Raw genomic sequence first — 23,924 nt, 5'->3', positions numbered from 1 at the left:
CCCCCACCTCCAACCATGAATGGAAACACTCGATGATTGATCCCCTGCTGCTGACCACAGCGCCCATCTTCACCTTTGAGCAGCAGCGTAGGCTAACCAATGCCAGTGGATTTTTCTTCGAGCGAGGCTCTCGCCTGTTCGTGGTCACCAGCCGACACGTCATGATAGACAGGCCCAGCAGACATTTCCCGGACCGGATCGAAATCGAACTACACGTTGATTCGGAAAATATCGCCCGTTCAACCGGTTTCTCCATCCCCCTTTACCGTCAGGGCCGCAGCCTATGGCGTCAGGGTATGGATTCGGCCGGGGAAATCGATGTCGCCGTGATCGAGATCGAACGCGGCGCACTTCCTCAAGGTACGGTCTATCGTGCATTCAACCCGGAACATCTATGCAAGCCGGACGAGCATGTCGAAGTCGGCTCCTCGATCCTGATCGTGGGTTTCCCCTTGGGCTTTCACGATACCCTGCATCACCTGCCTGTCGTGCGTCAGGCAGGCCTGGCATCGTCCTTCGGCTTGCGCTTTCAGGGTGAGGGATATTTCCTGACCGACGCGCGTACCCATCGCGGCGGTAGCGGCGGACCCGTGGTCATCAGGGTCAAGGACAAGACAGAGGGCGTTGATGGTCTGCCATGGCAATTGCTCGGCGTGCATTCCGCCCGCCTGGACGTCGGCACCCGCGATCGCCAGCTCGACGAAGCCCTCGGCCTGAACTGCGCCTGGTACGCGGATATCCTGCTGAAGCTTACGGAAGCCTGAGCCCAACTGGCTTCGGTACCGGAGCGGCCGCAGCGGCCTGCTCCTCGAGCAAGACACTCTTCACACACACTGCCATTGCCCGGGGTCGCACGGACACCCCCCGCGCTTCGACGTTGGCCCGGGTAAAGGCCGCACCGAACAGCAGAATCAGCGCCGAGTAATTCACCCACATCAGCAGCATCACCAGTGAGCCCGCCGCTCCGTAGGCAGATGCAGTTGCGGTGGTGGACAGATAACGGGCAATCAATGATCGTCCCAACGCAAACAACAACGCGGTAACAAGGGCCCCAAGCCATACGTCACGCCAGTCCAGCATGACATCGGGCAGCACACGAAAGATGGTGGCAAAAAGCAGGGTAACGACGATCAGCGACACCACCCAGTCGATACCAAGCAATACCGGAGCCGGAAGCGGCAGCCAGTCTTGCGCGAAGGTTACCGCAGCGCGCACCCCCACGCTGAGCGCAAGTGAAACCAGCAACACAAAACCGATACCCAACACCACCGTCAGCGACAACAGGCGCCCCTTGATGAAGATCAGCACGCTGTTGCGGGTGGGTTTGGGTGCAACCCCCCAGATTGCATTGAGCGAATTCTGCATCTGCGCAAACACGGTCGTCGCACCGAACAGCATGGCACCAAAACCGGCTATCGTCGGCAATAATCCGGAATGCTGGATGCGGCTACCCGCCACGGCCGTCTGCACCGCCTCCGCGGCCTCAGGGCCGATGGCCGCCTGAAGCTGGGCAGCGATCTCGCCGTGGGCGGCCCGCTCTCCCAGCACGAGACCGACAATGGTCACCGCAACGATGACCACCGGTGCAACCGAAAACACGGTAAAGAATGCCAGTGCCGCTGCATGGATGAACACCTGCGCATCCAGCCATATCTTGAGCGTTCGCTGCCCGACACCGTACCAATACCTCAACCAGCCACTCATCCGCGCTCCGGGCAGGCGGGGCCTTCCGACCGGAAGACTCCGCCCATTCAAGGAATCAACAACGGAAACGGGCGACCAAAGTACCCAGATCCCGCGCAACCTGCTCGAGCGTGTTGGCCGAGCCAGCCGTATTCTGCATGGAGACACTGGTCTCTTCCACCATCTGGGCAATACCCTCGACCTGCTGCGCGATGGCATTGCTTGCAGCGCTCTGCTCCTGGGTAGCAAGCGCCACATCACGGATGCGATCCAGCGTCGTGGCCGCACCAGCCTTGATATCCCGCAAGGACTGCGCAGCCTGCTGCGCCAACTCGACACCGTGCGCCACCTGAGGCAGAACGCCCTCCATTGCGCCAACTGCATTCGCCGTCCCGCTCTGGATGGCGCCGATCATTGCCCCGATCTCTTCGGTCGCCGTGGAGGTTCGCTCGGCAAGCTTGCGCACCTCGTCGGCCACTACCGCAAACCCCCTACCCTGCTCCCCCGCACGCGCGGCCTCGATGGCGGCGTTGAGCGCCAGCAGATTGGTCTGCGCCGCGATCTCCTTGATGACATTGGCAATCGACGAGATCTCGTTGGTACGACTCTCCAGCGTACGCAACTGATCAGCTGCTGAACTGACCGAACGCTCGATACTATGCATCTCAGATGATGCACTGGACACCCGTCGCTCGCCGGTTTCCGCCATCTCGGCTGCAACCGAAGAATCACGCTCGGTCTCACGGGCCCCATCTGAAATGTGGTTGATCGACACCGTCATCTGTTCAATGGCCGCCGCCATTGCCGATGTTGAATCGGCCTGACGCTGCGCAGCCGTCGCCACTTCGCTGGAAGCGTGCGAGATGCTCTCTGCAGTCTCCATGAGCTTGGTCGACCCCGCAGAGATCTGCCCGATGGTGTCGCGGATGGCTGCCAGCATGCGCCCCAGCCCGCTGAGCATGCTGCCGCTGACGGCGGAACGCACGTCGACAGTCAGATCACCGGCCGCCGCGCGCTCCATCAAGGCCATCGCCTCAGCTGGCTCGCCACCGATCTGGCGCAGAACCGAGCGCGCGATGAACACGCCGATGCCAATGATCACCAGCACGATTGCACCAGCGATCAGCAGATCCTGAGTCAGGCGACGCGTAAAATCGTTGGCGACATCATCGACATAGACCCCTGTACCAATCACCCAGTCCCAAGGCTGAAAGGTCATGATGTATTGCAACTTGTCCACCGCAACCGTCTGACCAGGGCGCGGAAAGGACGTGTCGACAAACCCGCTGCCCGAAGCCCTGGCGACCGAGATGATGTCCTTGATCGTATAACGCCCGGCACCGTCGCGGATCTCCTCGGTCATGTTTCGACCCGCCCATTCCGGTCGCACCGGATGCATCACCGAAACCCCCGCGCTCGTCCAGACGTAAAGATATTCTGCCTTGCCGTCGGTGCCGCCATAGCGCATCAATTGCAGGGCACGCAGCGCTGTACGCCTGGCCTCGTCCTCCGAGATCTCGCCCTTGGCCGCCGCAGCCTGCAGTCCGGCGACCATCTGATAGGCAGACTGGACGACTGACTCGACCTGCAGCTTGCGTCCGTTCATCAGATCCTGCTTGACCGCAAAAGCGGCGATCAGGCTGGTTGCAACCAATCCGACAAATGCTGCGAAAACCAGGAGCGCAATCTTCGTCCGCAATTTCAACTGGTTCATTTTGATTCTCCCTGTTCAAACACCCCATGCAGGCAGCGATCTAACGGCAGGGCAAGCAGGAACTTTAGCGCGCGCTAATCAACCCAGGCGACGTCAAGGCCTGCCTCAATCCGCCATACATCACGCCAACGCCAGTCTCTATCAGGGAAAAGCCCGCTCAACCGCGTACGGCATCGAGGATCTGTTGTCGCTCGTCGTGTGAATCGTCCAGCAAGGGCTGAAGCTCCGCCGGATCAATGCCAAACTGCGTCGATGCTGCTGGACCGCGGGGCGGATTACGCCCCAGCATGCGATCGAACGGGTTCGGGTGTTCCGATACCAGCGCAGACAGCCGCACAATGTGCAGCAACTCGGCGGGCGGCCAGGTGCCGACATAGCCCTGCTCCTCCACCAGGCTGTCCAGAATGGACTCCGGCATGTCGAACGCCTCGAGCACAGCCATGCCGACGCGTTCGTGCAAGCCCTCGACCAACGCAGCAAAACGGTCGATGCTGTGCTCCATCTCGGGATAATCCGCCGCACGCGCAATCAGGAAGAACTGGCCGATGTGAGTCATCATGCCAGCAAGCAATGCGGTGTCAGGATTGGCTGCATGCGTACGACGCGCCAGGGCAAAGCACCAGGATGCAACGTCCACCGATCGCAGCCACAACCCGTAAGCCAGCATGCGCATGTTGGGAGAACGGTGATCGCCAGCCATCTGTTCGGCGGCGACCGCAAGCGCAAGGCTGCGCAGCGCCGACAGACCAATGCGTCGTATCGCCATCCCGACAGAATCGATGACTGCGCCGTAGGGATTCAGCGCAACCGTATTGGCCATGCGTATCGTCTTGGCTGCCAGCACCGGCTCTGCCTGCACCACGGTGACGATCTGATCGAGACTGGAATCCGGGTCATCTGCCAAGCGCTTGACACGCAGCGAGAGCTCCATCGACACCGGAAAATTGAGCTTGCGCGCATCAAGCTCGGTCTCGATACGCTCAACGAAAGCCTTAGCCTGCAGTTCGAACGCGTCCATATGCCCTCCCTGCGCCAGATCAGTCTGCTACTGCCCCACCGATCCGCCCGGATATCTTTGTTCTGTACGCTTTCACTCTACTCCATCAGGCGGAAAGCAAAAAGGCCAACCCGATAGGATTGGTCTTTTTACCTGTTTTCCGTGGAGCCCCCGACAGACGCCAACAATCATGGTCTCGAAGCGTGGTCACATATTCCGTTTCATACGCCCCCTTGAAACCTTTACTTTCCGGACTTCCGAAGCTCACGCAACTCATTGACGATCGAGGTCATCTTGAGGTCTGTGCCCAGTGCAATATTGAGGAGCAACTGGATTGGCTCCGGAATATCCCGCCCGGTCTCGTACCGGCTTGATCCTGACTGAGTGACCTGGAAGCGCGACCAGAACTCAGACTGCGTCAACCCGAGCCTCTTGCGCATGTCGCGGATCTCGGCACCACTGTATATCTTCAGCTTCATGACCGACCTATCTACTCCCAAAAGCCTATTGTAACTTTAGCTATAGCATTCGCATAAATTGTTACGCACTGCTCTGACTGTCGGCAGTGAACATTTGGGGAAATATGCATGATTCGGCCTCCGGCTCCGCCTTGCCGGGCATTCCGGGTTGCTTCCAGATGTCGGGAAAAAGCCGAGAAATGTCCACAACCCATTCGGCGGCCGCCAACGAGGTCTGCGCTCGATCCACGACCGAATATCGGTCATCGATCACAAGCCGATCGCGTTGGAAAACGAGATTCCTGGAGCAGCTTATTCTGCGCTCCCGTCAAAGGAGGCAGTACGGCGCGTAACGCTTGCGGTGATGAGAGGCTTGGCGGGTACAGGCATGCGATTTCCGGAATTTCGTTGAGCCGAAACCTGACCCGAGGGTAACACCGGCCATAAACGCAAAGGGCTTGCATCGCTGCAAGCCCTTGATTTTACTGGTGCCCCCGACAGGAATCGAACCCGTGACCTTCGGTTTACAAAACCGCTGCTCTACCAGCTGAGCTACAAGGGCGCCTTGATGAGGGCGCGATTATAGCTGAAGTACCAGAAACCGGAAGTCAACGACGCACAAGCGCAGTAAGACTGGGGTTCACTTTTCCCGTTTACTGTATAAAATTACAGCTATCGAAAGCAGTAGCGAAGTTCCCTGTTCCCTTCACGGAGAGGCAGCATGAAAGTTTCGGTTAATCGGGTGTTGATGGGTTTTGGTCTGCTGGCCGGGCTATCCATGGGTATCGGTTACACGGGTGGCGGCATTGCACTGGTGCTGGCGGGCGCGGCAGGCGCCTGGATGATGCGGACACGCCCGGGTGAAGAGCACAGCCTGTGGTGATAAGACCCGGTGCCATGCGGGACCCGGTCCCTTACTTACGCAAAGGGATGGGTGTCGTGCGATCTACGGCAACGGCCGTGACACTATTCTTGGGGCTGCCCTCGATCAGCTTGTCGGAATAGGTCAGATAGACCAGCACATTGCGCCGGCTGTCGACCATACGAACAACCTGCAGTCGCTTGAAGAGCACGGACAAGCGTTCGGAGAAAACCGCTTCCTGCTGCGGTACGGGCTCGCGAAAACGGATGGGGCCAACCTGGCGGCAGGCAATCGATGCGTCCGAGCGATCTTCGGCCAGACCAACTGCGCCGGACAAACCACCTGTACGCGCGCGGGAGACATAGCAAGTCACCCCCTCGACGCGCGGGTCGTCGTATGCCTCGACCACCACCTTATGATTCGGCCCAATGAGCTTCCACACTGTGGAAACCTCACCCACGGTTTCAGCCCAAGCCGGCGCCGACACCACCAGCGACAGGGCCGTCGCCGCTACTAGCCTCGAAAGCGGGCGCACGAAGCTCACTTGCCGAACTTGCTCACCAGTTGCTGCAACTTCTCGTGCTTCCTGCGCTCGGCCTCTTCTTTCTTGCGAGCGGCCTCTTCCTCTTCGCGCTTGGCCCGCTGCTGCTTGGCTACCGCCGCGAAACGCTCCTTTAGGGTAGTCGATGCGTGTGCGCGTTGTTCCTCCGTGACTTCGCCAGCTACATTGCCGTCCAGATCGAAGCGCTCTGATGCACGCTCCATGGCTTTCAGGTAGCGGGTAGACGCAGTGTGCATACGCAACGCACTACGCAGGGTCTTTTTTTCGAACTCGGGAAAGCGCTCCATGATGGCCGTATCGATGCGAATTGCCAACGGTTTGCAGTCGCGAAACGTCGGCGACGCTGTCTGCAGTTTCTGGAGCAATGCCCGCGGCTCGAGCGCTGGCTTGGAGGAAGGAGTGTCGGCGGTCATGGCGCTGCAAAAAGTCATCGAATGGCGCATTCTACCTGAGCCGATCCCTCATGGACGGCTATGGTTTGTCGGTCACCGCCTACCCTGTTCATGACGCCACCGGACGAACCCCGGGATCTTGAGGATGTCGAAATACCAGATTGCTATCGGGAGCCCTGATCATGGAAAAAACCTGGAAACGCCTGCCAGGCTCTCGAACCGAGCCACCCGGCCCCGAGCGTGCCGTGCTACGCAAACTCCCCATGATCACCTTGGTGGGTACCAGCATCTGCATGGCGGCCGCCCTGCTGGCACGCGTCTACTGGTGGGGAGACCGCAGCAACGAGGCGCTACGCGCGTTGCAGATGGTGGATATCTGGGTCATCGCTGCAATCGTGCTGCACTGGACCGTGATTCTGACCGTGGCGATCTTCTGCGTCATTGTCTTCGTGATGAAGGGCCCCGCCTATGTCGCGGATCGTTATGACCTGCCTGATTCAAACACGCCACGTGACAGCACAAAAAAATGAAGCAGGCTCACGATGCGCAATACGTCGAACAGCGCATCACCAGGGGTTGGGGTAGTCGGCGGCGACTCGACACGTCATTCGCGTCACGTCATCGCGCCTGCTTCACACCTTACCCTTATCAAGTGTCGTGCCAGAGTGCCTCGACGCTCTTCGGAAGCGCATCCTGATGATTTATATAGAATCATGAACATCCACAGCCTGCCGTCCGCGACAAAAGACTGCCACACCCTGCCCACATCGTCGCTCAACTGCCGGTTTCGGCGGATTCGTGACAGCAGTCGTGACCGGCTCAGGCCTCCAACGCCTTGAGCTTGCGATAAAGCGTCCGTTCGCTGACTCCCAGTTTGCGCGCAAGCTCGCGGCGACTCCCCCTATGAGCCTCCACAAGCGCCTGCAAAGCCTTGCGCTCCATCCCCGCCAGATCGAGCGGACGGGCACCCACCCCGATCACGGCGTGTAGCGGCTCCTGACTGAGTTCCTCGGCCAGGTGCTCCACGCCTATCGACTCACCATCACACATCAGGCTCGCGCGCTCGAGTACATTTCGCAGCTCACGCACATTGCCCGGAAAGCTGTATTGCGCCAGCACACGCATCGCTGCCGGGGTGACCGACAGCTGGCGCTTGGGCGCCACCCGCTCCAGCAGCGAAGCGACCAGCATGGGCAAATCGGTGATCCGGTCTCGCAACGGCGGCACACGGATCGGAAAGGTGTTGATGCGGTAATACAGATCCTGACGGAACTGGCCTTGTTCCACCATATCCTTAAGTGGGCGGTGCGTCGCGCTGACAAGGCGGATGTCGGCCTTGCGCAGTTCGGTCGAGCCAACCCGCCGATAGGTTCCGGTCTCGAGCAACCGCAGCAGCTTGACCTGCATGCCCAGCGGAATGTCCCCCACCTCATCCAGAAACAAGGTGCCGCCGCTGGCTGCCTCGATCAAGCCCGGCTTGCGCGCACTGGCGCCGGTAAAGGCGCCACGCTCATGACCAAATACCTCGCTCTCGAACAAGGTCTCCGGCAGGCCCGAGCAATCGACTGCGACAAATGGGCGCTCCGCCCGCCGACTGGCCTCGTGAATCGCATTGGCGACCAACTCCTTACCGGTCCCGGACTCCCCCTGAAGCAGGATGCTTGCATCCGACGGTGCTGCCCGCGCGACCAGTTCCAGCATGGACTGAAAAGCGGGCGCCCGCCCAACCAGCCCTCGATGATCCGAGAGCCCTCGGGCGACATGCATCGGTTCCATCTTTTCGATGAACCAGGCAATCGCGCCCTCGCCGTCGCGCACCGGGGACAACTCGATGTTGACGTACTCCTCGCCGCGCGGCGTGTGGTGCAGGTGCAGCACACGTTCGCGCTGACCTGACTTCAGGCTGCGCGCCAGCGGGCAGGTCTCGCCTGCCTGGTCGCAAGGCACGCTGTAGTGGTGCGACACCTCGTAGCAGGCGCGCCCCACCACGCTACGTCCGGTCGAGAAGTTGGCCCGGTAGGCCGCATTCGCGGCAATCACCCGATATTCGCGGTCGCACAGGATGTGAGGCTCGGCGAGCGTTTCGAGAAAGGAAACCAGTTCGGGAAGCACACGACTGGGGACGGATGGCCTGGACATGAACTGCCACTCCTGACAGAAGACTGCCAGATCATGCCACCACGGCATCTGAAATGCCAGCTCACAACCTGCAACATACTCATAACATACTGTTTAATAACATTTATTACAAAGTCATTCACGCTGGCACGGTGCTTGATATGGAACAGGCAGATCTGTCTGGAGCCCGCCATGTCACTGCCACCCCCGCGTCTGACCGACCGTCGCCTGGTCCGCGATCTGGTATGGGTCGTCATTCTCAAACTGATCGTCATCACTGCGCTGTGGTGGGGCTTCGTCCGCGAGTTCCGCGTACCGGTCGACCACGACGCAATGGCAGTGCAGCTTGCCGCCCCGCTTCCCGCAAAACAACAAACCCACACTGATGGAGAACCCCATGGTCAGTGAACAACTCGTCGACCTGTCGCGGTTGCAGTTTGCCGCCACTGCGATGTACCACTTCCTGTTCGTGCCACTCACGCTCGGCATGGTCTGGATGCTGGTCATCATGGAAAGCGTCTATGTCATGACCGGCAAGGTCATCTACAAGGACATGACCCGCTTCTGGGGCAAACTGTTCGGCATCAACTTCGCCCTCGGCGTCACCACCGGCATCACCCTGGAATTTCAGTTCGGCACCAACTGGGCCTATTACTCGCACTACGTTGGCGACATCTTCGGAGCACCGCTGGCCATTGAAGGCCTGATGGCCTTCTTCCTGGAGTCGACCTTCATCGGCCTGTTCTTCTTCGGCTGGGATCGACTGTCGCGCCAGCAGCACCTGCTTGTCACCCTGCTGATGGCGGTGGGCACCAATCTGTCCGCGCTGTGGATCCTGATCGCCAACGGCTGGATGCAGAACCCGGTGGGTGCCGAATTCAGCTTCGAAACCATGCGCATGGAACTCACCGACTTCTGGGCCGTGATCTTCAACCCGGTGGCACAGGGCAAGTTCGTGCATACCGTGTCCGCAGGTTATGTGACCGGCGCGATGTTCGTGCTGTCGATCTCGGCCTTCTACCTGCTGCGCGGCCGTGACGTGGAGTTTGCCAAACGCAGCTTCCGGATCGCGGCAGCTTTCGGCTTTGCCTCGATCTGCTCGGTCATCGTGCTCGGCGACGAATCCGGTTACACCGTGGGCGAGGCACAGCAGACCAAGCTCGCGGCGATGGAAGCCATGTGGGAGACCGAACCGGCACCGGCCAGCTTCAACCTGATCGCCGTACCGAACGAAGCAGAGATGAAAAACGACTTTGCCATCCACATCCCCTGGGTGATGGGCCTCATCGGCACGCGCTCGCTCGACAAGGAACTGCCCGGCCTCAACGCCATCTACGCCGCCAACCGCGAGCGCGTGATCACTGGCATCGAGGCCGTCAGGCTGCTCGAAGCCCTGCGCAAGGCGCCGAAGGATGAAACCTTGCGCACCGAGTTCGCCAAGGTGCAGGCCGACCTCGGCTTCGGGCTTCTGCTGAAGAAGTATGTCCGCTCGATGGACAAAGTCACACCTGAACTGATCGACCGCGCCGCCCGCGACACCCTGCCCAAGGTCGCACCGCTGTTCTGGACTTTCCGCATCATGGTCGCGCTCGGCTTCGCCATGCTGGCGCTGTTCGGCCTGGCCCTGTGGTACTCGGTGAAGGGCGACTTCGCCGAGCGCCGCTGGCTGCTGCGCTGGGCACTGTGGTTCCTGCCCGTACCCTGGATTGCCTGCGAGATGGGCTGGTTCGTCGCCGAATATGGTCGTCAGCCCTGGACCATCTACGGCGTGCTCCCCACCCACCTGTCGGTCTCCACGCTGACGGTCGAAAGCCTTTACGGCTCGCTGGCCGGTTTCGTCGGCTTCTACACGGTACTGCTGATCGTCGAGATGTACCTGATGGTGCGTTTCGCCCGCCAGGGCCCGGGCAGTCTCGGCACCGGCCGCTACCTGAACGAAGCCCACCACGCCCACGCTTGATCCGGAGCCTAGTCATGATCTTCGATTACCCCACCCTCAAACTCATCTGGTGGCTGCTGGTCGGCGTACTGCTGGTCGGTTTTGCCATCATGGACGGCCACGACATGGGCGTCGGCACCCTGCTGCCCTTTGTCGGCCGCAACGACGAGGAACGTCGCGTCGTCATCAATACCGTCGGCCCACACTGGGATGGCAACCAGGTCTGGTTCATCACGGGCGGCGGCGCCATCTTCGCCGCCTGGCCCATCGTCTATGCCACTGCGTTCTCGGGTTTCTACTGGGCAATGCTGGCGGTACTCTGGGCGCTGTTCTTCCGTCCGGTGGGCTTCGACTACCGCAGCAAGATCCACAACGCCACCTGGCGCAGCACCTGGGACTGGGGCTTGTTCATTGGCGGCGCGGTCCCGCCGCTGATCTTCGGCGTCGCCTTCGGCAACCTGCTGCAAGGTGTGCCCTTCCACTTCGACGACAGCCTGGTGCCGTACTACACCGGTAGTTTCTGGGGCCTGCTGAACCCCTTTGCCTTGCTCGCCGGCGTGGTCAGCACCGCGATGATCACCTTTCATGGTGCCATCTACCTGGCTCACCGCACCGAAGGCGATATCCAGCGGCGGGCCGTCACTGCCGCGCTAATCTTCGGCGCGTTGATGTTGCTGGGCTTCTCGGCAGCCGGCGTGTGGCTGGCGAAAGGCGGGTTCGGCTACGCCATCACCTCGGTCATCGACCCGGCAGCCCTCCCCAACCCACTGTCCAAGACCGTGGCTCAACAGCCAGGCGCCTGGCTCACCAACTACGCCACCGCCCCATTGACGATGATCGTACCCGCCCTCGCCTACCTTGGCGGCATCGCGGCCCTGGCACTGGTCGCCACCCGCCGCACGCTGGCTGCCTTCGTCGCATCGTCGTTCGCCATCGTCGGCGTCATCGGTACCGCAGGGGTTTCGATGTTCCCCTTCGTGATGCCGTCCTCCACCATGCCTGACGCCAGCCTGACCGTCTGGGATGCGGTTTCGAGCCAGCGCACCCTGGGCATCATGTTCTGGGCAACCCTGATCTTCATGCCGATCATCGTGCTTTACACCAGTTGGGCCTACAAAGTCATGGCCGGCAAGGTCACGACGGCCTACATCCGCGAAAACGAACACTCGGCCTACTGAGCCGGTCAATAAAGGAGCGTCACCATGTGGTATTTCGCCTGGGTACTGGGTATCGGCTTCGCCGTGCTGCTGGCCATCCTGAATGCACTGTGGGGCGAGAACGAAAGCGCCCGCGAAGACGCCCTGCGCGAAGCGCGCGGGGAGCATCCGGAGAGCACGCCATGAGCAGCACAGCCACTCCGGCGGCACCTGCAGGCCGTTTGCGTCCGGGCCTGCTGGCACTGGCCATCATGATCATGCTGGGCACGTCGATCTATCCAAATGTACTGGCGAGTGCAGCCGGCGCAGCGGACCACTGGGCAGCGACCGCATTGTTCTGGGCAATGAGCACCGGCTTCATCTCCGGGGTGGGCTTTCGCCCTCGGCATGTCGTCTGGCGCACGCTGTTCTCACCCGCCTCGTGTCTGCTCGCGCTGACTGCGGGGCTGGCGCGACTGTGGCTGATCGGCTGAGCCGGCAGACACGAACCAACAAGTCCGACCATGTACTTCCGCATTCTGGAAAATGCCCAGCATGATGTCGCCGGCTACCTGCTGGCCGATCTGGGTCACCATCGAGCCGTCGTGATCGATCCACCCGCTACATCGCGATCGTTGATCTGCGCCCTGCTCGATGAGCGTCGCCTGCAACTGAGTGACGTGCTGCTGACCCATCTGCACGCAAACGATGATGGCCACGAGGTGCTGGCGCTGGGTCAGCATACGGGCGCCGCAATCCGACTGGGCAAGCTTGTCGCCCACCCCCCCGAAGCGGCTACCTTGCTCGAAGAGGACGACACGCTGACCGTGGGTGACGAGCTCATCCATGCCATTGCCACCCCCGGGCACACCGCCGGCTGCATCAGCTACCGCTGGCGCGACAGACTGTTCTGCGGGGACGTCTTTGACATCGGCAGTTGTGCGGCAGGCAACATCGAGGCCGACGCCGGGGCGCTGTTTGACAGCCTGACCCGGCGCATCTTGACTTTACCCGATGAAACACTGGTATTTCCCGCTCATGGCATACGCGGTCAGCGCGTCAGCACCATCGGCGAACAACGCCGTCGGCTGTCTCAGGTGACCCGACACTCACGCGAGGCGTTCGTCACGGAAATGGCCTTTCGCCGCCTGGCGCGTCCCGCGCTGGAAGAACTGCTGAACCCGGCCAACTGAAAGACACGACCCGACGAATGTGACCGAACAATACTTAAGTTTTTGCTTATATAATTATTTTCTCAAAACTCATTACATAGACTCTGTCCTTCAAGAGCCGGAGAGGAGATCATGAAACAACATCCACCCAAAACATTATCCACTCACCCACAGGACAGCAGTCGTCGCCGCTTTCTGCTGGGTGCCTCTGCTGCGCCCATCGCCGGAACCCTTGCCCTGAGCCTGAGCAGCGGCAAGGCACGGGCCACCGTCAAGACGTCAGCCCACATCGTCATCGCCGGCAGTGGCCTGGCGGGGCTCGCCATCGCCAACCGCCTGGCGCGCGATCTCGACGGCGCCCGCATCACCATTGTTGACCGCAAGGAAATGCACAATTACCAGCCTGGTTATACCTTGGTCGCCACCGGCATCTGGCCGGTGGACAAGGTGGTTGATCGCAACATCGACCTGCAACCCGGCGGCGTCGATTGGGTGCGTGAGATGGTCGCGGAGTTCGACCCCATCGGCAACGCCGTGATCACCGACACCGGCAAACGCATTGCCTACGACTATCTGGTCGTGGCAACCGGCGTGCATCTGGACTACGCCCAGATCGAAGGGATGGACGTCAACCGCATTGGCCAGGACGGCATGGCCAGCGTGTACTACAGCCACACCGCAGCCGAGGCCAGTTGGCAGGCAATGGAGACCTTCCGCCAGAAAGGCGGAGAGGCCTTGATGACCCTGCCCGCCACCGCACTCAAATGTGCCGGTGCACCGTTGAAGATGACCTTCATGCTCGACGACCGCCTGCGCCAGGTCGGTACCCGCGCAGGCTCCAGCATCAATTTTCACTCTGCGCTGGGCAACGTGTTCAGTGTCCCCCGTATCAACGACGAGGTTCTTTCACGCTGGGCGGCACTGCAGATTCCGGTGCACTTCAACAGCAAACTGGCTGCCATCGACCTTGGTTCCCGTCGTGCCACCTTTGTTAGCCCGGAGGGTGAACGCACCGAACAGTCTTACGATTTCATTCACGTCGTCCCCCCGATGCGCGCACCGGATGCAGTAAGGAACAGCCCCCTGCCCTGGCAGGAAGGCGGCTTTGCCGCGGGTGGCTGGCTGGAGGTCGACCGTCAGACCTTGCGTCACCGGCGCTTTCCCAACGTGTTCGGCCTGGGCGACATCAACGGCACACCGCGCGGCAAGACTGCCGCCACAGTCAAGAAAAGCGCTCCGCTGGTCGCGCAGAATCTGGTCGACGTCATCGCCGGACGCGAACCCTCTCAGCAGTTCGACGGTTACACCTCCTGCCCGCTGCTGCTGCGCGAAGGCTCCGCGCTGCTGATCGAATTCGACTACGACGGCAAGTTGACGCCGTCGCTGCCAATGATCGACCCGCTGCAGGAAAGCTATTTCGCCTGGCTGATGAAGTACCGCCTGCTCAAACCCGCCTATCTCGCCGTGGCCAAGGGCCGCGTCTGACCGGAGCACCTGACATGTACGAAATCTGGCTCGCCCTCAATATCCTCTTTGAACTCGGTCTGATGTACCTGCCCACCCTGATCCTGCTTGGAGCAGTCTGGGCCGCGCTGATGGCCGTAGCCATCGTTCGCGGTCAGGCCGCATGGTGTGCAGCACGACGGCCTGCCATCGTGATCGGCATCGTGGTCACTGGCGTCATGATCTTGCTGACCCCCAGCCTGACACTCTCTTCGCTGGGCGAACTCAAGTACTGGGTCGACTGGGCCAACCTCGCTGCCATTGCAGGTGGCTTCGGCGCCCTCGCCGCTGCGCTGACCCTGCCGCTGGCTGCGACACTCAAGCGCGCCTCCTGACCACCGCGCCGATTGCGCCAGCGCCCACTGCGCCAGGGGAGGTCTACCGGATCACCCACTACACGCAGGGGTGTTGGTGATCGCACGGGACGCGGGCATAATCTGCGTGTCCCGGAACGACATCCATGCCTTCCGGGTAGGCAAGCCCCCCCTGACCGGACACGGCGAATGACGCGTACCTCCCCTCCAGCCAAACCCATGAGCGGCAGCTCAGCCGACGCCGAAGGCCGCAACCAGGGCGGGGGCGGCGGAGGTACAGCAAATGCCTCGCCATCTGAAATTGCACGCGAAGCCTTGCGGCAACTTGCGGTCAAACGTGTCCCCCCGACGCCTGACAACTACCGAGAGCTTTACTATCAGATCTCCGGCAGCATCGCCGATGAAGCCTTTCCGGTGCGCGCCCTCAAGGCCATCGCATCTTCCCTGCCGCGCAGCACCCCGGAGTCGCTGCGTTTGGCCCAGCAGTTCGAACGCGGCGTCGCAAGCGGGCAATGGCCGGCGCTGAAGCAGGCCGTCCTCGCCCTTTGCGAGGGGCGTGACAGCGAACAACGCCAATGGAGCCCCCTGATCCGGGAGCTGACGCAACAACTGGAGCGGCGCCACCTCGGCATCACCCAGGCACGCAAACGCGATGCCCTTGAGCATGTACTTGGCACCAACGCTGCTGCAGACCAGTTGCACATGCGCTTGAGCGCACTGGTTCGAAGCTGGAGTCAGACCGAAGACGACCCGGCGGTAAAACTTGCGGCACCCGTGGCGGACAAGCTGTCCGCAGCGTCCGGCGTGGCGGACAAGGACATCAACGGCAAGGCGCTGACCGCGCTCCTGAACAAGGTCTTGACCCGCGGCATCGTGGCACTTGCCGAGAACAATCAGCAGCTGGCCAACGAAGCCCAGGCCATCGCCGCCGCACTGGGCGCCGTGAGCCCCGGGCACGATCTGGCCCCCCTGATCGAGCAGGTCGATCACCTGCTGGCCCGTGCGGAGTGGGAAGGTGAGGAGCGTCAGACCATCCGCGCTGCCCTGCTCAACCTGCTGCACCTGATCATCGACAACATCCGTGAATTGGTCATCGACGACAGCTGGTTGCATGGTCAGCTAGCGGTCATTTCCGAAGTGTTCGTCAATCCGCTGGACATCCGCCTGCTGGACGAAGTCGAACACCGCCTGCGTGACGTCATCCAGAAACAGGGACACCTCAAACGCCAGCTGTCCGATGCGCAGCAACGCCTCAAATCAATGCTGGCCGGCTTCATCGACCAGCTTTCGGCGTTTTCCGCCACCACCGGCGATTATGAACTGGTGCTCGGACGCAGCGCAGACCGCATCGCGCAGGCCAAGGACATCAGCGAACTGTCGGACGTCATCGACGAGATCCTGCGCGAAACCCATAACACGCGTGAGTCGGCCATCCGCTCCGGCGAAGAGCTCAGCTCGCTGCGGGAACAGGTCAGCTCTGCCAACCAGCACATCCTGCGCCTTCAACGCGAGCTCGACGAGACCAGTGAAATGGTGCGTCATGATCCACTCACCGGCGCGCTCAACCGCAAAGGTCTGGATGAAGCGCTGGCACGCGAGATCTCGCGCATGCGCAGGCTGGGGACATCCTTGTGCCTGTCACTGCTGGACATCGACAATTTCAAGCAGATCAACGACCAGCACGGACATGTGGTCGGAGACGACGCACTGCGCCACCTGGCCGGGGTCATCCGCGATACGCTGCGCCCGCAAGACGCCGTTGCCCGTTATGGTGGCGAAGAGTTCCTGATCCTGCTGCCCGAAACCGATCTCGATCAAGCCAACGCCATTCTGGTCCGTCTTCAGCGCGAGCTGACCCGCCGCTTCTTCCTTGCCAATGAACAACGCCTGTTGATCACCTTCAGCGCGGGCGTCGCCTGCCTGGATCCGGACGAGGACCCCTTGATCGCCATCGACCGCGCAGATAAGGCCATGTACACTGCCAAACGCGCCGGCAAGAACCGGGTCATCAACGCGCTCTGACCCTCCCTCCCGCCATCCTTGCAGGCCCGACATGGCCGAGTTGACCAACCCCTCCGAAATCGCACGCGAAACCCTGCGGCGGCTGGCGATGAGCCGCACACCGCCCACGCCCGACAACTACCTGCGCATCTATCACGAGATTGCTGGCAGTACCCCCACTGAGACGGCCTTTCCGGAGGCCTTCGTCCGTCAGCTCGCGCGTCAGCTGCCGCGAAACAACGCCGAACGCACCCGCCTTGCCCGCCAGCTGGAACAGGCACTTGCAGCACGGGATGCAAGTGCCGCCCAGGCCGCGCTCAACGCCTACTTCGATCAGCTGTCTGCAGAGGAAACCCCGGCCTGGAACGAACTGATTCCGCAACTGATACGGCAGTGGGAGGGTCGCCAGCTGGGCTGGACCACCGCACGCAAGCGGGATTCACTGAACCGCGTGCTCAATGCCGGGGACAGCAACGCCCTCTTCGCCCGGCTGCAGGCCTTGCTGCGAGCCTGGGATCAGGCGCCGATCGACCCCGAACTACCCGCACCGGAGTTCGAAGCTCGCGCTCCAACGCTGGCCCCCCTGGTCACCGGCCTGAACCCGGCACCAACCCTAGCCGCTGCAGGCACTGACGACGGCATTGCGCAAGCCCTGCGGGACCTCCTGCTGCTCACGCTGCAATCAGTGGTTCCGGCATTTCTTGCGGACCATCCGGAGCTGATCCAGGATGCGGGCCTGATCGCCGACCTCGCACGACGCGCCAGCGACGGCGCCACGCTCGCGGTCATCGGCCAGCAACTGCGCAAATTTGCCCATCGCATCGAAATGACGGCCGGCGAAGCGGCGGAAGTACGTGCCGGCCTGCTCGAACTGCTGCGCCTGCTGTTGCAGAACATCGACGAGCTGGTGCTGGACGACCAATGGCTGCAGGGGCAGATCGCAATCCTGCGTGACATCGTAGACAAGCCTGCCACACCACGCATCATTGACGATGCCGAACAGCGTCTGAAGGAAGTCATCTACAAGCAGAGCCAGCTCAAGCACAATCTGGTGCAAGCACAAACTCAGCTGAAGACCATGCTGGCAGGCTTCGTCGATCAACTGGCCAGCTTTGCCGCCAGCACCGGCAGCTATCACGACAAGATGGGTGCCTGCGCCCAACGTATCAGCGCCGCGCGTGACATCACCGAGATCGGCCCGCTGCTCGATGAAGTCATGGCCGAGACCCGCTCCATCCAGTTCAAGGCCGAGCAGTCACGCGGAGAGCTCATCGCCGCCCAGCAGCGTGCAATGACGGCCGAGGCGCAGATCGCCGCGATGCAGCAGGCACTGGACGAGGCCAGCCGCCTGGTACGCCATGACCAGCTGACCGGGGCCCTGAACCGCCGCGGTCTGGAAGAAGTCTTCCAGCGCGAGATCGCGCGCTGCGAACGCTACCAGTGCCCCGCGTGCCTGGCCTTGCTGGATATCGACAACTTCAAGCGCCTGAATGACACCCTGGGGCACCAGGTTGGCGACGAAGCCCTGGTCCAACTGACCCGTGTCGTCCGCGAACACCTCCGACCACAGGACACCCTGGCACGATATGGCGGCGAGGAATTCGTCATCATCCTGCCCGACACAGAACTCGAGCAAGCCGAGCAGGCGCTGGTCCGCCTTCAGCGCGAGCTGACCCGCGCCTTTTTCATGGCGGGTGAACAGCGCGTGGTGGTCACCTTCAGCGCCGGGGTGACCCCACGTCGCGCCGGCGAGCACCTTGAACAGGTGCTGACCCGGGCCGACGCAGCCATGTATGAAGCCAAACAGGCAGGCAAGAACCGGGTCGTCACCCGGGATGTCTGACGGACACTGTTAAATCGGTCCGCGCCCGTGGCAGCAGCTCGGTTACAATTGAATCATCACTCCAGACGCTACACGCCATGACAGGGAAGTTCCAGCTCCAGCCCCTGCTCGACATCGCCAACACCCGACTGGACGAATCTGCCCGCCGACTCGGCGAATTGATTGCGTCCGAGCGTAGCGGTGTGCAAAAGCTGGACATGCTCAAGACCTACCGGGCGGAGTACCACGAACGCTTCGTGCAGGCCACGCGCGACGGGATCGGCCCGGATGCAATGCGCAACTTCACCGCCTTCATCAACCGCATCGATGATGCCATCGCTGCACAGCTTCGCGTCGTCGAGCAGTCAAGGGCACATACCACCCAGGGTCAGCAGGTGTGGATGGCACAGCGTAACAAGGTCAAGGCCTTCGATACGCTGTCGCAACGACATCAACAGCAGCAGACGCAGCGTGAGTCCCGCCAGGAGCAGAAATCCACCGACGAACATGCGCTGCGCCAGCATCGCAACCAGACCCGCGACGACGAATAAACCGCTGGCCAGACGCAATGGCACGGGGCTTGCATAGCCAGGGTGAAACTTGCTGAATAGGGCACTTGCCATGGCCACCCCCGTCACCGCGACCGCATCACCGTTCGCCTTTCTGAACACGGCATCGCTCGTCGAGAATACCTCGCGCAGTGCGAGCGCCACCGACTTCCAGCGCGCGCTGCAAAGTCAGTTGAACAGCAGCCGCGCAGCGGAGCGCGGCGCAAGCACTGCCAACACCAACGCGCAGAATCGAGCCACATCGCGGGCTGAAACCCCGCGCCCTCAGGCATCATCCAGCGATAATGCGTCCCGCCCCAAGCAGGCAGCAGATGGCAATCGCAACACCGAACCCGCCTCGGCGCGCCCCTCTGCCAAAGGTGAAACCGGGCAGCAGACATCACAACAGGACACGAACGCCGACGCAACGCAAGGCGACAGCACCGGCACCACGGCCGAGCCCGAAACCGCCACCGTCGACACCACCGAGTCCCCTGCCAGCGAGCCGGCACTTGCCGCCCTGCCGGCATTGATTGCCGCCCTGATGCCGGCACTTGCCGGTACGCCGCAGACGGCCGCAGCGGATGATGCCGACCCGCTCGCCGAGCCAATCGCCAGCGACGACACGACGCTTGGCGCCATGCTGACCGGAAAAGGTGACACTCCGGGCAAATCGCTTCAGAATCCCGATCTGCTCAAGGACAAGGTCGAACCACCGGCAAGCAACACACCACAGGCCAATGCGGCGGCTGCACTGCAGACCAAAGCCGACCCGCGCCTCGTGCTCGGCGAACGCCCCTCGGTATCGGCGCAAGCCAGCGTCGAACAACCTAACCTGCACCCTGGCCTGATGCTGCAACCTACCCGGCACACCAGTGCCGCCACCACGCCACAACTGCCGGTCGCTACACCAGCAAACCAGCAGGGTTGGGCCGAGGAGGTCAACAACCGGGTCATGTGGATGGTCGGCCGGGCCGAGAGCAAGGCTGAGTTGGTGTTGACTCCGGCCAACCTGGGCAAGGTCGAGGTGTCGATCAACCTCAATGGCGACCAGACCACAGCACAGTTTGTTGCCGCGTCGCAGGCCGCGCGCGACGCACTGGAGCAGTCCATGCCGAAGCTGCGCGAGTTGCTGGCACAATCGGGCATCAGCCTGGGTCAGACAAGTGTCGGCACATCGTCCGAGCAAGGTGCGGAACACGGCGGGCACTCGTCCGGCGGGCGAGGCTCGCACGGCGCGGCGGACACCGACAGCTTGCCGGTTGGCGCGCAGCGTGTGCAACAGTTGATGGGACTCGTGGACACCTTCGTCTGAAGCGATTGAATTGGGGCAACTCTGCCCCACTTTTCCACGCTTCGGCCGGGGTTGATCCGGAACATAATCGAAGCGTGTAAAAGGAGAAAGTTCATGGCGAAAGCCCCTGCCAAACCAGAAGCCCCCGCAGGTGATGCCCCCCCCAAGAAGGGCGGCAAGATGGTATTGATCATCATCATCGTGGTTCTGGTCCTGATCCTGCTGGTCGGCGGCGCGCTGGCGGCGCTGCTGCTGCTGAAGAAAGGGGGGGGCGATGAGCACGCCGAAAAAGCGCCCGCCGCAGCCGAGCAACTTGTCCCGCCACCACCGACCGCGGTTGATCTGACCAAGCCGCCCGTCTTTGCCGCGCTCGACCCCTTTACCGTCAATCTGCGCCGTGAAGGCAGCGATCACTACCTGCAGGCGGTCATCGCGCTGCGTGTGGCCGACCAGAAGACCGCCGATGCACTCAAGGGCTTCATGCCGGAGATTCGTCACCGCATCAACCTGCTGCTGTCCAGCAAGCTGCCATCCGAGGTGCAGACCATCGAAGGCCGCGAACTGCTCGCGCAGGAAATTCTTGACCAGATCAACGAGTCACTCGGTTTTCCGCGTCAGCAGCCCGGTCGCGTGATTGCCGCCGCACAGCCGCCAATCCAGGCGGTGCTGTTCAACTCGTTCATCATCCAGTAACGAGGCACTGCCATGTCTTCGGACTTTCTCTCCCAGGAAGAAGTTGATGCCCTGCTCCGGGGCGTCAGCGGAGAGTCCGACGAACCCGCCGCCGAGGAGGTCGACGACGGCGGGGTTCGCCCCTACAACATGGCAACGCAAGAACGCATCGTGCGTGGGCGCATGCCCACCATGGAGCTCATCAACGAGCGTTTCGCCCGCTACCTGCGCATCGGTCTGTTCAATTACATGCACCGCAACGCCGAGGTTTCGGTCGGCCCGATCCGGGTGCAGAAATACGCCGAGTTCGTCCGTAACCTGGTCGTACCCACCAACCTCAACCTGGTGGTCGCCAAGCCCTTGCGCGGCACCGGTCTGGTGGTGTTCGACCCCAACCTGGTCTTCCTGGTGGTGGACAACATGTTCGGTGGTGATGGCCGCTTCCACACCCGGGTGGAAGGCCGTGACTTCACCCCCACCGAGCAGCGCATCATCCAGGGCATGCTCAATGTAGTGTTCACCGAATACAGCAAGGCCTGGGCGCCGGTCTTCAAGATCGACCTCGAGTACGTCCGCTCGGAGATGAACTCGCAGTTCGCCAACATCGCCACGCCGTCCGAAATCGTCGTTGCCACCAGCTTCTCGCTTGAGCTGGGTGGCGCACAGGCGGAAATGCACTTCTGCTTTCCCTATTCCATGGTCGAACCGATCCGCGACCTGCTGTATTCGACGATGCAGAGTGACCACCTGACCCAGGACCGGCGCTGGGTCAATCTGCTGTCACGCCAGTTGCAGACCGCCGAGGTCGAGCTCACCTGCAATCTCGGTTCAGCGCGAGTCACGCTACGCGACATCGTCAACATGCGGGTGGGTGACGTCATTCCGCTGAACGTGCAGGAAGTTCTCAAGGCGGAGGTCGACGGCGTGCCTGTTCTCGACTGTCGCTATGGCACCCAGAACGGACAGTACGCGATCAAGATCGATCGCTTTCTCGCTGCCGAAGACAGCGAACCCAACATGCTAGCAGGAGGCCCCAATGGCTGACGAAATCGACAACCAGATCACCGAGGATGACTGGGCCGCTGCCATGCAGGAGCAGGCCGCCAGTGAAGATACCGGCATGGACAACGAAGCCGCACAGGTTGCGGCCGATCTGGCGGCCGCTGCACTGGGCGACTCACCCTATCAGGCAAAACCCGCCAGTCAGATCTTCGAAGACTTCGGCTCCAGCGGCACCAAGTCGAGCACGCTGAACGACTTCGACATGATCCTCGATATTCCGGTGCAGCTCACCGTCGAGCTGGGTCGCACCAAGCTGTCGATCCGCAATCTGCTGCAGCTGGCCCACGGCTCGGTGGTCGAGCTCGACGGTCTGGCCGGCGAGCCAATGGACGTACTGGTCAACGGCACCCTGATTGCGCAGGGCGAGGTGGTGGTGGTCAATGACAAGTTCGGCATCCGCCTGACCGACATCATCACCCCCGCCGAACGCATGCGAAAAATTCGCCACTGATACCGTGCTCACTGCCAATCGATTCTGCCACCGTTCGGGGCCATATGCGGCCCACCTGAGCCTGTGTGCGCTGCTCACCGCAACCCCCGTCGCCAGCGCCTGCGCCGCGGACGACGCCACCGCACAGCCAGTCACCGACCTGGCCTCCAGTCTGGGACAGATGTTGTTTGGTCTGGCAGTGGTCATCGCCGCGCTGATCGCCTGCCTGTGGCTGATCAAGCGCCTGTCAGCTGCACAAGGTGCCAGTGGTGCGCTGAAGATCCTGGGCAGCACTGCGGTCGGACCGCGCGAGCGTGTCGTCCTGGTCGAGGTCGGTCCCCAGGTTCTGGTGCTGGGCGTCGCACCCGGCAACGTACGTACGCTACACATCATGGATGCCAGTCAGCTGCCAACATCGACCGCCCCCGCTGCAGGCACACGTAATGATTTTGCCGGCTGGCTGCGCAAGTCCTTGGAGCGCCGCAACGATGCGAGCTGAATCGATGTTGCGCCTGCTGCCGTTTGCCCTGCTGATGTTGGTGCCAAGCCTCGCATCGGCCCAGGTGCTGCCGGCACTGACCACCGCCCCGGCAGCAAACGGCGGCACCACCTACAGCCTCACCGTCCAGACCCTGCTGCTGCTGACCCTGCTCAGCTTCATCCCGGCGATGGTGCTGATGATGACCAGCTTCACCCGCATCATCATCGTGTTCTCGCTGCTGCGCCAGGCCTTGGGCACCCAGACCTCGCCACCCAATCAGGTGTTGCTGGGGCTGGCCCTGTTCCTGACCTTCTTCATCATGGCGCCGGTTGCAGACAAGGTCTATACCGATGCCTACCTGCCGATGTCCGAAGGTCAGATCGGCCTGGATGTGGCCCTCGAGCGCGCCTCGGTGCCGGTCAAGGCCTTCATGCTCAAGCAAGTGCGCGAGCCTGACCTCACCCTGTTCGCCGGCCTCGCCAAGGTACCGCCGGTAGAAAAGGCCGAGGATCTGCCGATGCGGGTCATCATCCCCGCCTTCGTCACCTCCGAGCTGAAAACCGCCTTCCAGATCGGCTTCATCATCTTCATCCCCTTCATCATCATCGACATGGTGGTCGCGTCGGTGCTGATGTCGATGGGGATGATGATGATGTCACCGGTCATCGTCTCGCTGCCGTTCAAGATCATGCTGTTCGTGCTGGTCGATGGCTGGACCTTGCTGATCGGCTCGCTGGTGCAGAGCTTCGCGATCTAGGAGCGCG

Annotated in this window: 27 protein-coding genes and 1 tRNA gene; 20 read left to right on the top strand and 8 right to left on the bottom strand. The window is 61.8% G+C overall.

Annotation, left to right across the window (positions count from 1 at the left end; translation table 11 throughout):
- The first annotated feature begins 32 nt into the window (after positions 1–32).
- The gene (locus DNK49_RS08255) at positions 33–764 is read left to right on the top strand and encodes a S1 family peptidase (protein ID WP_110523857.1); all 732 of its coding nucleotides are present in this window, start codon (positions 33–35) and stop codon (positions 762–764) included.
- Here DNK49_RS08255 and DNK49_RS08250 read toward each other — a convergent pair.
- From DNK49_RS08250 to DNK49_RS08225, 5 genes are all read right to left on the bottom strand, one after another.
- The gene (locus tag DNK49_RS08250) at positions 751–1,704 is read right to left on the bottom strand and encodes a YihY/virulence factor BrkB family protein (protein ID WP_110523856.1); all 954 of its coding nucleotides are present in this window, start codon (positions 1,702–1,704) and stop codon (positions 751–753) included. The two genes, DNK49_RS08255 and DNK49_RS08250, sit on opposite strands and share 14 nt — an antisense overlap.
- 55 nt (positions 1,705–1,759) lie before the next feature.
- A complete protein-coding gene (locus tag DNK49_RS08245) occupies positions 1,760–3,397 on the bottom strand; it encodes a methyl-accepting chemotaxis protein (protein WP_110523855.1) in 1,638 nt (545 codons plus the stop codon).
- Positions 3,398–3,554: 157 nt separating this feature from the next.
- Positions 3,555–4,415, bottom strand: coding sequence for an HDOD domain-containing protein (locus DNK49_RS08240; RefSeq protein WP_110523854.1), 861 nt, complete (start codon positions 4,413–4,415; stop codon positions 3,555–3,557).
- Between the two features lie 221 nt (positions 4,416–4,636).
- The gene (locus tag DNK49_RS08235) at positions 4,637–4,873 is read right to left on the bottom strand and encodes a helix-turn-helix domain-containing protein (RefSeq protein ID WP_110523853.1); all 237 of its coding nucleotides are present in this window, start codon (positions 4,871–4,873) and stop codon (positions 4,637–4,639) included.
- A gap of 465 nt (positions 4,874–5,338) precedes the next feature.
- Positions 5,339–5,414 (bottom strand) — tRNA-Thr (locus DNK49_RS08225).
- 159 nt (positions 5,415–5,573) lie between these two features.
- On the opposite strand from DNK49_RS08225, the gene DNK49_RS24085 reads away from it, so the two are divergent.
- Positions 5,574–5,735, top strand: a complete 162-nt coding sequence (locus tag DNK49_RS24085; protein WP_165843291.1) for a hypothetical protein — start codon at positions 5,574–5,576, stop codon at positions 5,733–5,735.
- A 31-nt stretch (positions 5,736–5,766) separates the two neighbouring features.
- Here DNK49_RS24085 and DNK49_RS08220 read toward each other — a convergent pair whose 3' ends face one another.
- Complete coding sequence (locus tag DNK49_RS08220) at positions 5,767–6,249, bottom strand: CreA family protein (protein ID WP_424445017.1); 483 nt, start codon at positions 6,247–6,249, stop codon at positions 5,767–5,769.
- Positions 6,250–6,254: 5 nt separating this feature from the next.
- Complete coding sequence (locus DNK49_RS08215; RefSeq protein ID WP_110523938.1) at positions 6,255–6,689, bottom strand: ProQ/FINO family protein; 435 nt, start codon at positions 6,687–6,689, stop codon at positions 6,255–6,257.
- Positions 6,690–6,850: 161 nt separating this feature from the next.
- Between DNK49_RS08215 and DNK49_RS08210 the strand changes: the two genes are divergently transcribed.
- Positions 6,851–7,198, top strand: coding sequence for a hypothetical protein (locus DNK49_RS08210; protein ID WP_110523850.1), 348 nt, complete (start codon positions 6,851–6,853; stop codon positions 7,196–7,198).
- Positions 7,199–7,487: 289 nt separating this feature from the next.
- Here DNK49_RS08210 and DNK49_RS08205 read toward each other — a convergent pair whose 3' ends face one another.
- Entirely contained in the window at positions 7,488–8,807 is a 1,320-nt protein-coding gene (locus tag DNK49_RS08205) for a sigma-54 interaction domain-containing protein (protein WP_110523937.1), read from the bottom strand.
- 171 nt (positions 8,808–8,978) lie between these two features.
- Between DNK49_RS08205 and cydP the strand changes: the two genes are divergently transcribed.
- The 17 genes from cydP (at position 8,979) to fliP (ending at position 23,917) form a co-directional block, all read left to right on the top strand.
- Positions 8,979–9,194 (top strand): cytochrome oxidase putative small subunit CydP, encoded by a 216-nt coding sequence (cydP, locus tag DNK49_RS08200; protein WP_110523849.1) that lies wholly within the window; start codon positions 8,979–8,981, stop codon positions 9,192–9,194.
- Positions 9,184–10,746, top strand: a complete 1,563-nt coding sequence (locus tag DNK49_RS08195; RefSeq protein WP_110523848.1) for a cytochrome ubiquinol oxidase subunit I — start codon at positions 9,184–9,186, stop codon at positions 10,744–10,746. The genes cydP and DNK49_RS08195 overlap by 11 nt, the downstream gene beginning before the upstream one ends.
- A gap of 14 nt (positions 10,747–10,760) precedes the next feature.
- Positions 10,761–11,903 (top strand): cytochrome d ubiquinol oxidase subunit II, encoded by a 1,143-nt coding sequence (cydB, locus tag DNK49_RS08190; RefSeq protein WP_110523847.1) that lies wholly within the window; start codon positions 10,761–10,763, stop codon positions 11,901–11,903.
- Positions 11,904–11,927: 24 nt separating this feature from the next.
- Positions 11,928–12,068 carry a cytochrome bd-I oxidase subunit CydX gene (cydX, locus tag DNK49_RS08185; RefSeq protein ID WP_110523846.1) on the top strand — a complete coding sequence of 47 codons (141 nt, stop codon included), beginning with the start codon at positions 11,928–11,930 and terminating at the stop codon, positions 12,066–12,068.
- On the top strand, positions 12,065–12,355 hold the full coding sequence (locus DNK49_RS08180) for a cyd operon YbgE family protein (RefSeq protein WP_110523845.1): 291 nt from the start codon (positions 12,065–12,067) through the stop codon (positions 12,353–12,355). The genes cydX and DNK49_RS08180 overlap by 4 nt, the downstream gene beginning before the upstream one ends.
- Positions 12,356–12,385: 30 nt before the next feature.
- The gene (locus DNK49_RS08175; RefSeq protein ID WP_110523844.1) at positions 12,386–13,054 is read left to right on the top strand and encodes an MBL fold metallo-hydrolase; all 669 of its coding nucleotides are present in this window, start codon (positions 12,386–12,388) and stop codon (positions 13,052–13,054) included.
- Positions 13,055–13,165: 111 nt separating this feature from the next.
- Positions 13,166–14,518: an NAD(P)/FAD-dependent oxidoreductase gene (locus tag DNK49_RS08170; protein ID WP_110523843.1), complete on the top strand. Its 1,353-nt coding sequence runs from the start codon at positions 13,166–13,168 to the stop codon at positions 14,516–14,518.
- Between the two features lie 14 nt (positions 14,519–14,532).
- Positions 14,533–14,871 (top strand): hypothetical protein, encoded by a 339-nt coding sequence (locus tag DNK49_RS08165; protein WP_110523842.1) that lies wholly within the window; start codon positions 14,533–14,535, stop codon positions 14,869–14,871.
- 168 nt (positions 14,872–15,039) lie between these two features.
- Positions 15,040–16,872 (top strand): GGDEF domain-containing protein, encoded by a 1,833-nt coding sequence (locus DNK49_RS08160; protein ID WP_110523841.1) that lies wholly within the window; start codon positions 15,040–15,042, stop codon positions 16,870–16,872.
- A 31-nt stretch (positions 16,873–16,903) separates the two neighbouring features.
- On the top strand, positions 16,904–18,694 hold the full coding sequence (locus DNK49_RS08155) for a GGDEF domain-containing protein (protein WP_110523840.1): 1,791 nt from the start codon (positions 16,904–16,906) through the stop codon (positions 18,692–18,694).
- A 77-nt stretch (positions 18,695–18,771) separates the two neighbouring features.
- Positions 18,772–19,224, top strand: a complete 453-nt coding sequence (gene fliJ, locus DNK49_RS08150) for a flagellar export protein FliJ (RefSeq protein ID WP_110523839.1) — start codon at positions 18,772–18,774, stop codon at positions 19,222–19,224.
- 70 nt (positions 19,225–19,294) lie between these two features.
- Positions 19,295–20,536: a flagellar hook-length control protein FliK gene (locus tag DNK49_RS08145; RefSeq protein ID WP_110523838.1), complete on the top strand. Its 1,242-nt coding sequence runs from the start codon at positions 19,295–19,297 to the stop codon at positions 20,534–20,536.
- A 93-nt stretch (positions 20,537–20,629) separates the two neighbouring features.
- A complete protein-coding gene (locus DNK49_RS08140) occupies positions 20,630–21,208 on the top strand; it encodes a flagellar basal body-associated FliL family protein (RefSeq protein WP_110523837.1) in 579 nt (192 codons plus the stop codon).
- Between the two features lie 12 nt (positions 21,209–21,220).
- A complete protein-coding gene (gene fliM / locus DNK49_RS08135) occupies positions 21,221–22,231 on the top strand; it encodes a flagellar motor switch protein FliM (protein ID WP_110523836.1) in 1,011 nt (336 codons plus the stop codon).
- On the top strand, positions 22,224–22,700 hold the full coding sequence (gene fliN / locus DNK49_RS08130; protein WP_110523835.1) for a flagellar motor switch protein FliN: 477 nt from the start codon (positions 22,224–22,226) through the stop codon (positions 22,698–22,700). The genes fliM and fliN overlap by 8 nt, the downstream gene beginning before the upstream one ends.
- A 4-nt stretch (positions 22,701–22,704) precedes the next feature.
- Positions 22,705–23,178, top strand: coding sequence for a flagellar biosynthetic protein FliO (fliO, locus tag DNK49_RS08125; RefSeq protein WP_243632278.1), 474 nt, complete (start codon positions 22,705–22,707; stop codon positions 23,176–23,178).
- The gene (gene fliP / locus DNK49_RS08120) at positions 23,168–23,917 is read left to right on the top strand and encodes a flagellar type III secretion system pore protein FliP (protein ID WP_279386412.1); all 750 of its coding nucleotides are present in this window, start codon (positions 23,168–23,170) and stop codon (positions 23,915–23,917) included. The genes fliO and fliP overlap by 11 nt, the downstream gene beginning before the upstream one ends.
- Positions 23,918–23,924 lie beyond the last annotated feature (7 nt).

The sequence above is a fragment of the Parazoarcus communis SWub3 = DSM 12120 genome (genome assembly GCF_003226565.1).
Lineage (GTDB): Bacteria > Pseudomonadota > Gammaproteobacteria > Burkholderiales > Rhodocyclaceae > Parazoarcus > Parazoarcus communis.
Note: the sequence above shows the minus strand (reverse complement) of the source record. Positions and strands in the feature narration are given on the sequence as shown.

What these genes read in the sequence shown, in the direction of transcription:
- DNK49_RS08255 (WP_110523857.1), top strand. Translation starts at nt 33, where the DNA reads ATGATTGATCCCCTGCTGCTGACCACAGCGCCCATCTTCACCTTTGAG.
- DNK49_RS08250 (WP_110523856.1), bottom strand. Translation starts at nt 1,704, where the DNA reads ATGAGTGGCTGGTTGAGGTATTGGTACGGTGTCGGGCAGCGAACGCTC.
- DNK49_RS08245 (WP_110523855.1), bottom strand. Translation starts at nt 3,397, where the DNA reads ATGAACCAGTTGAAATTGCGGACGAAGATTGCGCTCCTGGTTTTCGCA.
- DNK49_RS08240 (WP_110523854.1), bottom strand. Translation starts at nt 4,415, where the DNA reads ATGGACGCGTTCGAACTGCAGGCTAAGGCTTTCGTTGAGCGTATCGAG.
- DNK49_RS08235 (WP_110523853.1), bottom strand. Translation starts at nt 4,873, where the DNA reads ATGAAGCTGAAGATATACAGTGGTGCCGAGATCCGCGACATGCGCAAG.
- DNK49_RS24085 (WP_165843291.1), top strand. Translation starts at nt 5,574, where the DNA reads ATGAAAGTTTCGGTTAATCGGGTGTTGATGGGTTTTGGTCTGCTGGCC.
- DNK49_RS08215 (WP_110523938.1), bottom strand. Translation starts at nt 6,689, where the DNA reads ATGACCGCCGACACTCCTTCCTCCAAGCCAGCGCTCGAGCCGCGGGCA.
- DNK49_RS08210 (WP_110523850.1), top strand. Translation starts at nt 6,851, where the DNA reads ATGGAAAAAACCTGGAAACGCCTGCCAGGCTCTCGAACCGAGCCACCC.
- DNK49_RS08205 (WP_110523937.1), bottom strand. Translation starts at nt 8,807, where the DNA reads ATGTCCAGGCCATCCGTCCCCAGTCGTGTGCTTCCCGAACTGGTTTCC.
- cydP (WP_110523849.1), top strand. Translation starts at nt 8,979, where the DNA reads ATGTCACTGCCACCCCCGCGTCTGACCGACCGTCGCCTGGTCCGCGAT.
- DNK49_RS08195 (WP_110523848.1), top strand. Translation starts at nt 9,184, where the DNA reads ATGGTCAGTGAACAACTCGTCGACCTGTCGCGGTTGCAGTTTGCCGCC.
- cydB (WP_110523847.1), top strand. Translation starts at nt 10,761, where the DNA reads ATGATCTTCGATTACCCCACCCTCAAACTCATCTGGTGGCTGCTGGTC.
- cydX (WP_110523846.1), top strand. Translation starts at nt 11,928, where the DNA reads ATGTGGTATTTCGCCTGGGTACTGGGTATCGGCTTCGCCGTGCTGCTG.
- DNK49_RS08180 (WP_110523845.1), top strand. Translation starts at nt 12,065, where the DNA reads ATGAGCAGCACAGCCACTCCGGCGGCACCTGCAGGCCGTTTGCGTCCG.
- DNK49_RS08175 (WP_110523844.1), top strand. Translation starts at nt 12,386, where the DNA reads ATGTACTTCCGCATTCTGGAAAATGCCCAGCATGATGTCGCCGGCTAC.
- DNK49_RS08170 (WP_110523843.1), top strand. Translation starts at nt 13,166, where the DNA reads ATGAAACAACATCCACCCAAAACATTATCCACTCACCCACAGGACAGC.
- DNK49_RS08165 (WP_110523842.1), top strand. Translation starts at nt 14,533, where the DNA reads ATGTACGAAATCTGGCTCGCCCTCAATATCCTCTTTGAACTCGGTCTG.
- DNK49_RS08160 (WP_110523841.1), top strand. Translation starts at nt 15,040, where the DNA reads ATGACGCGTACCTCCCCTCCAGCCAAACCCATGAGCGGCAGCTCAGCC.
- DNK49_RS08155 (WP_110523840.1), top strand. Translation starts at nt 16,904, where the DNA reads ATGGCCGAGTTGACCAACCCCTCCGAAATCGCACGCGAAACCCTGCGG.
- fliJ (WP_110523839.1), top strand. Translation starts at nt 18,772, where the DNA reads ATGACAGGGAAGTTCCAGCTCCAGCCCCTGCTCGACATCGCCAACACC.
- DNK49_RS08145 (WP_110523838.1), top strand. Translation starts at nt 19,295, where the DNA reads ATGGCCACCCCCGTCACCGCGACCGCATCACCGTTCGCCTTTCTGAAC.
- DNK49_RS08140 (WP_110523837.1), top strand. Translation starts at nt 20,630, where the DNA reads ATGGCGAAAGCCCCTGCCAAACCAGAAGCCCCCGCAGGTGATGCCCCC.
- fliM (WP_110523836.1), top strand. Translation starts at nt 21,221, where the DNA reads ATGTCTTCGGACTTTCTCTCCCAGGAAGAAGTTGATGCCCTGCTCCGG.
- fliN (WP_110523835.1), top strand. Translation starts at nt 22,224, where the DNA reads ATGGCTGACGAAATCGACAACCAGATCACCGAGGATGACTGGGCCGCT.
- fliP (WP_279386412.1), top strand. Translation starts at nt 23,168, where the DNA reads ATGCGAGCTGAATCGATGTTGCGCCTGCTGCCGTTTGCCCTGCTGATG.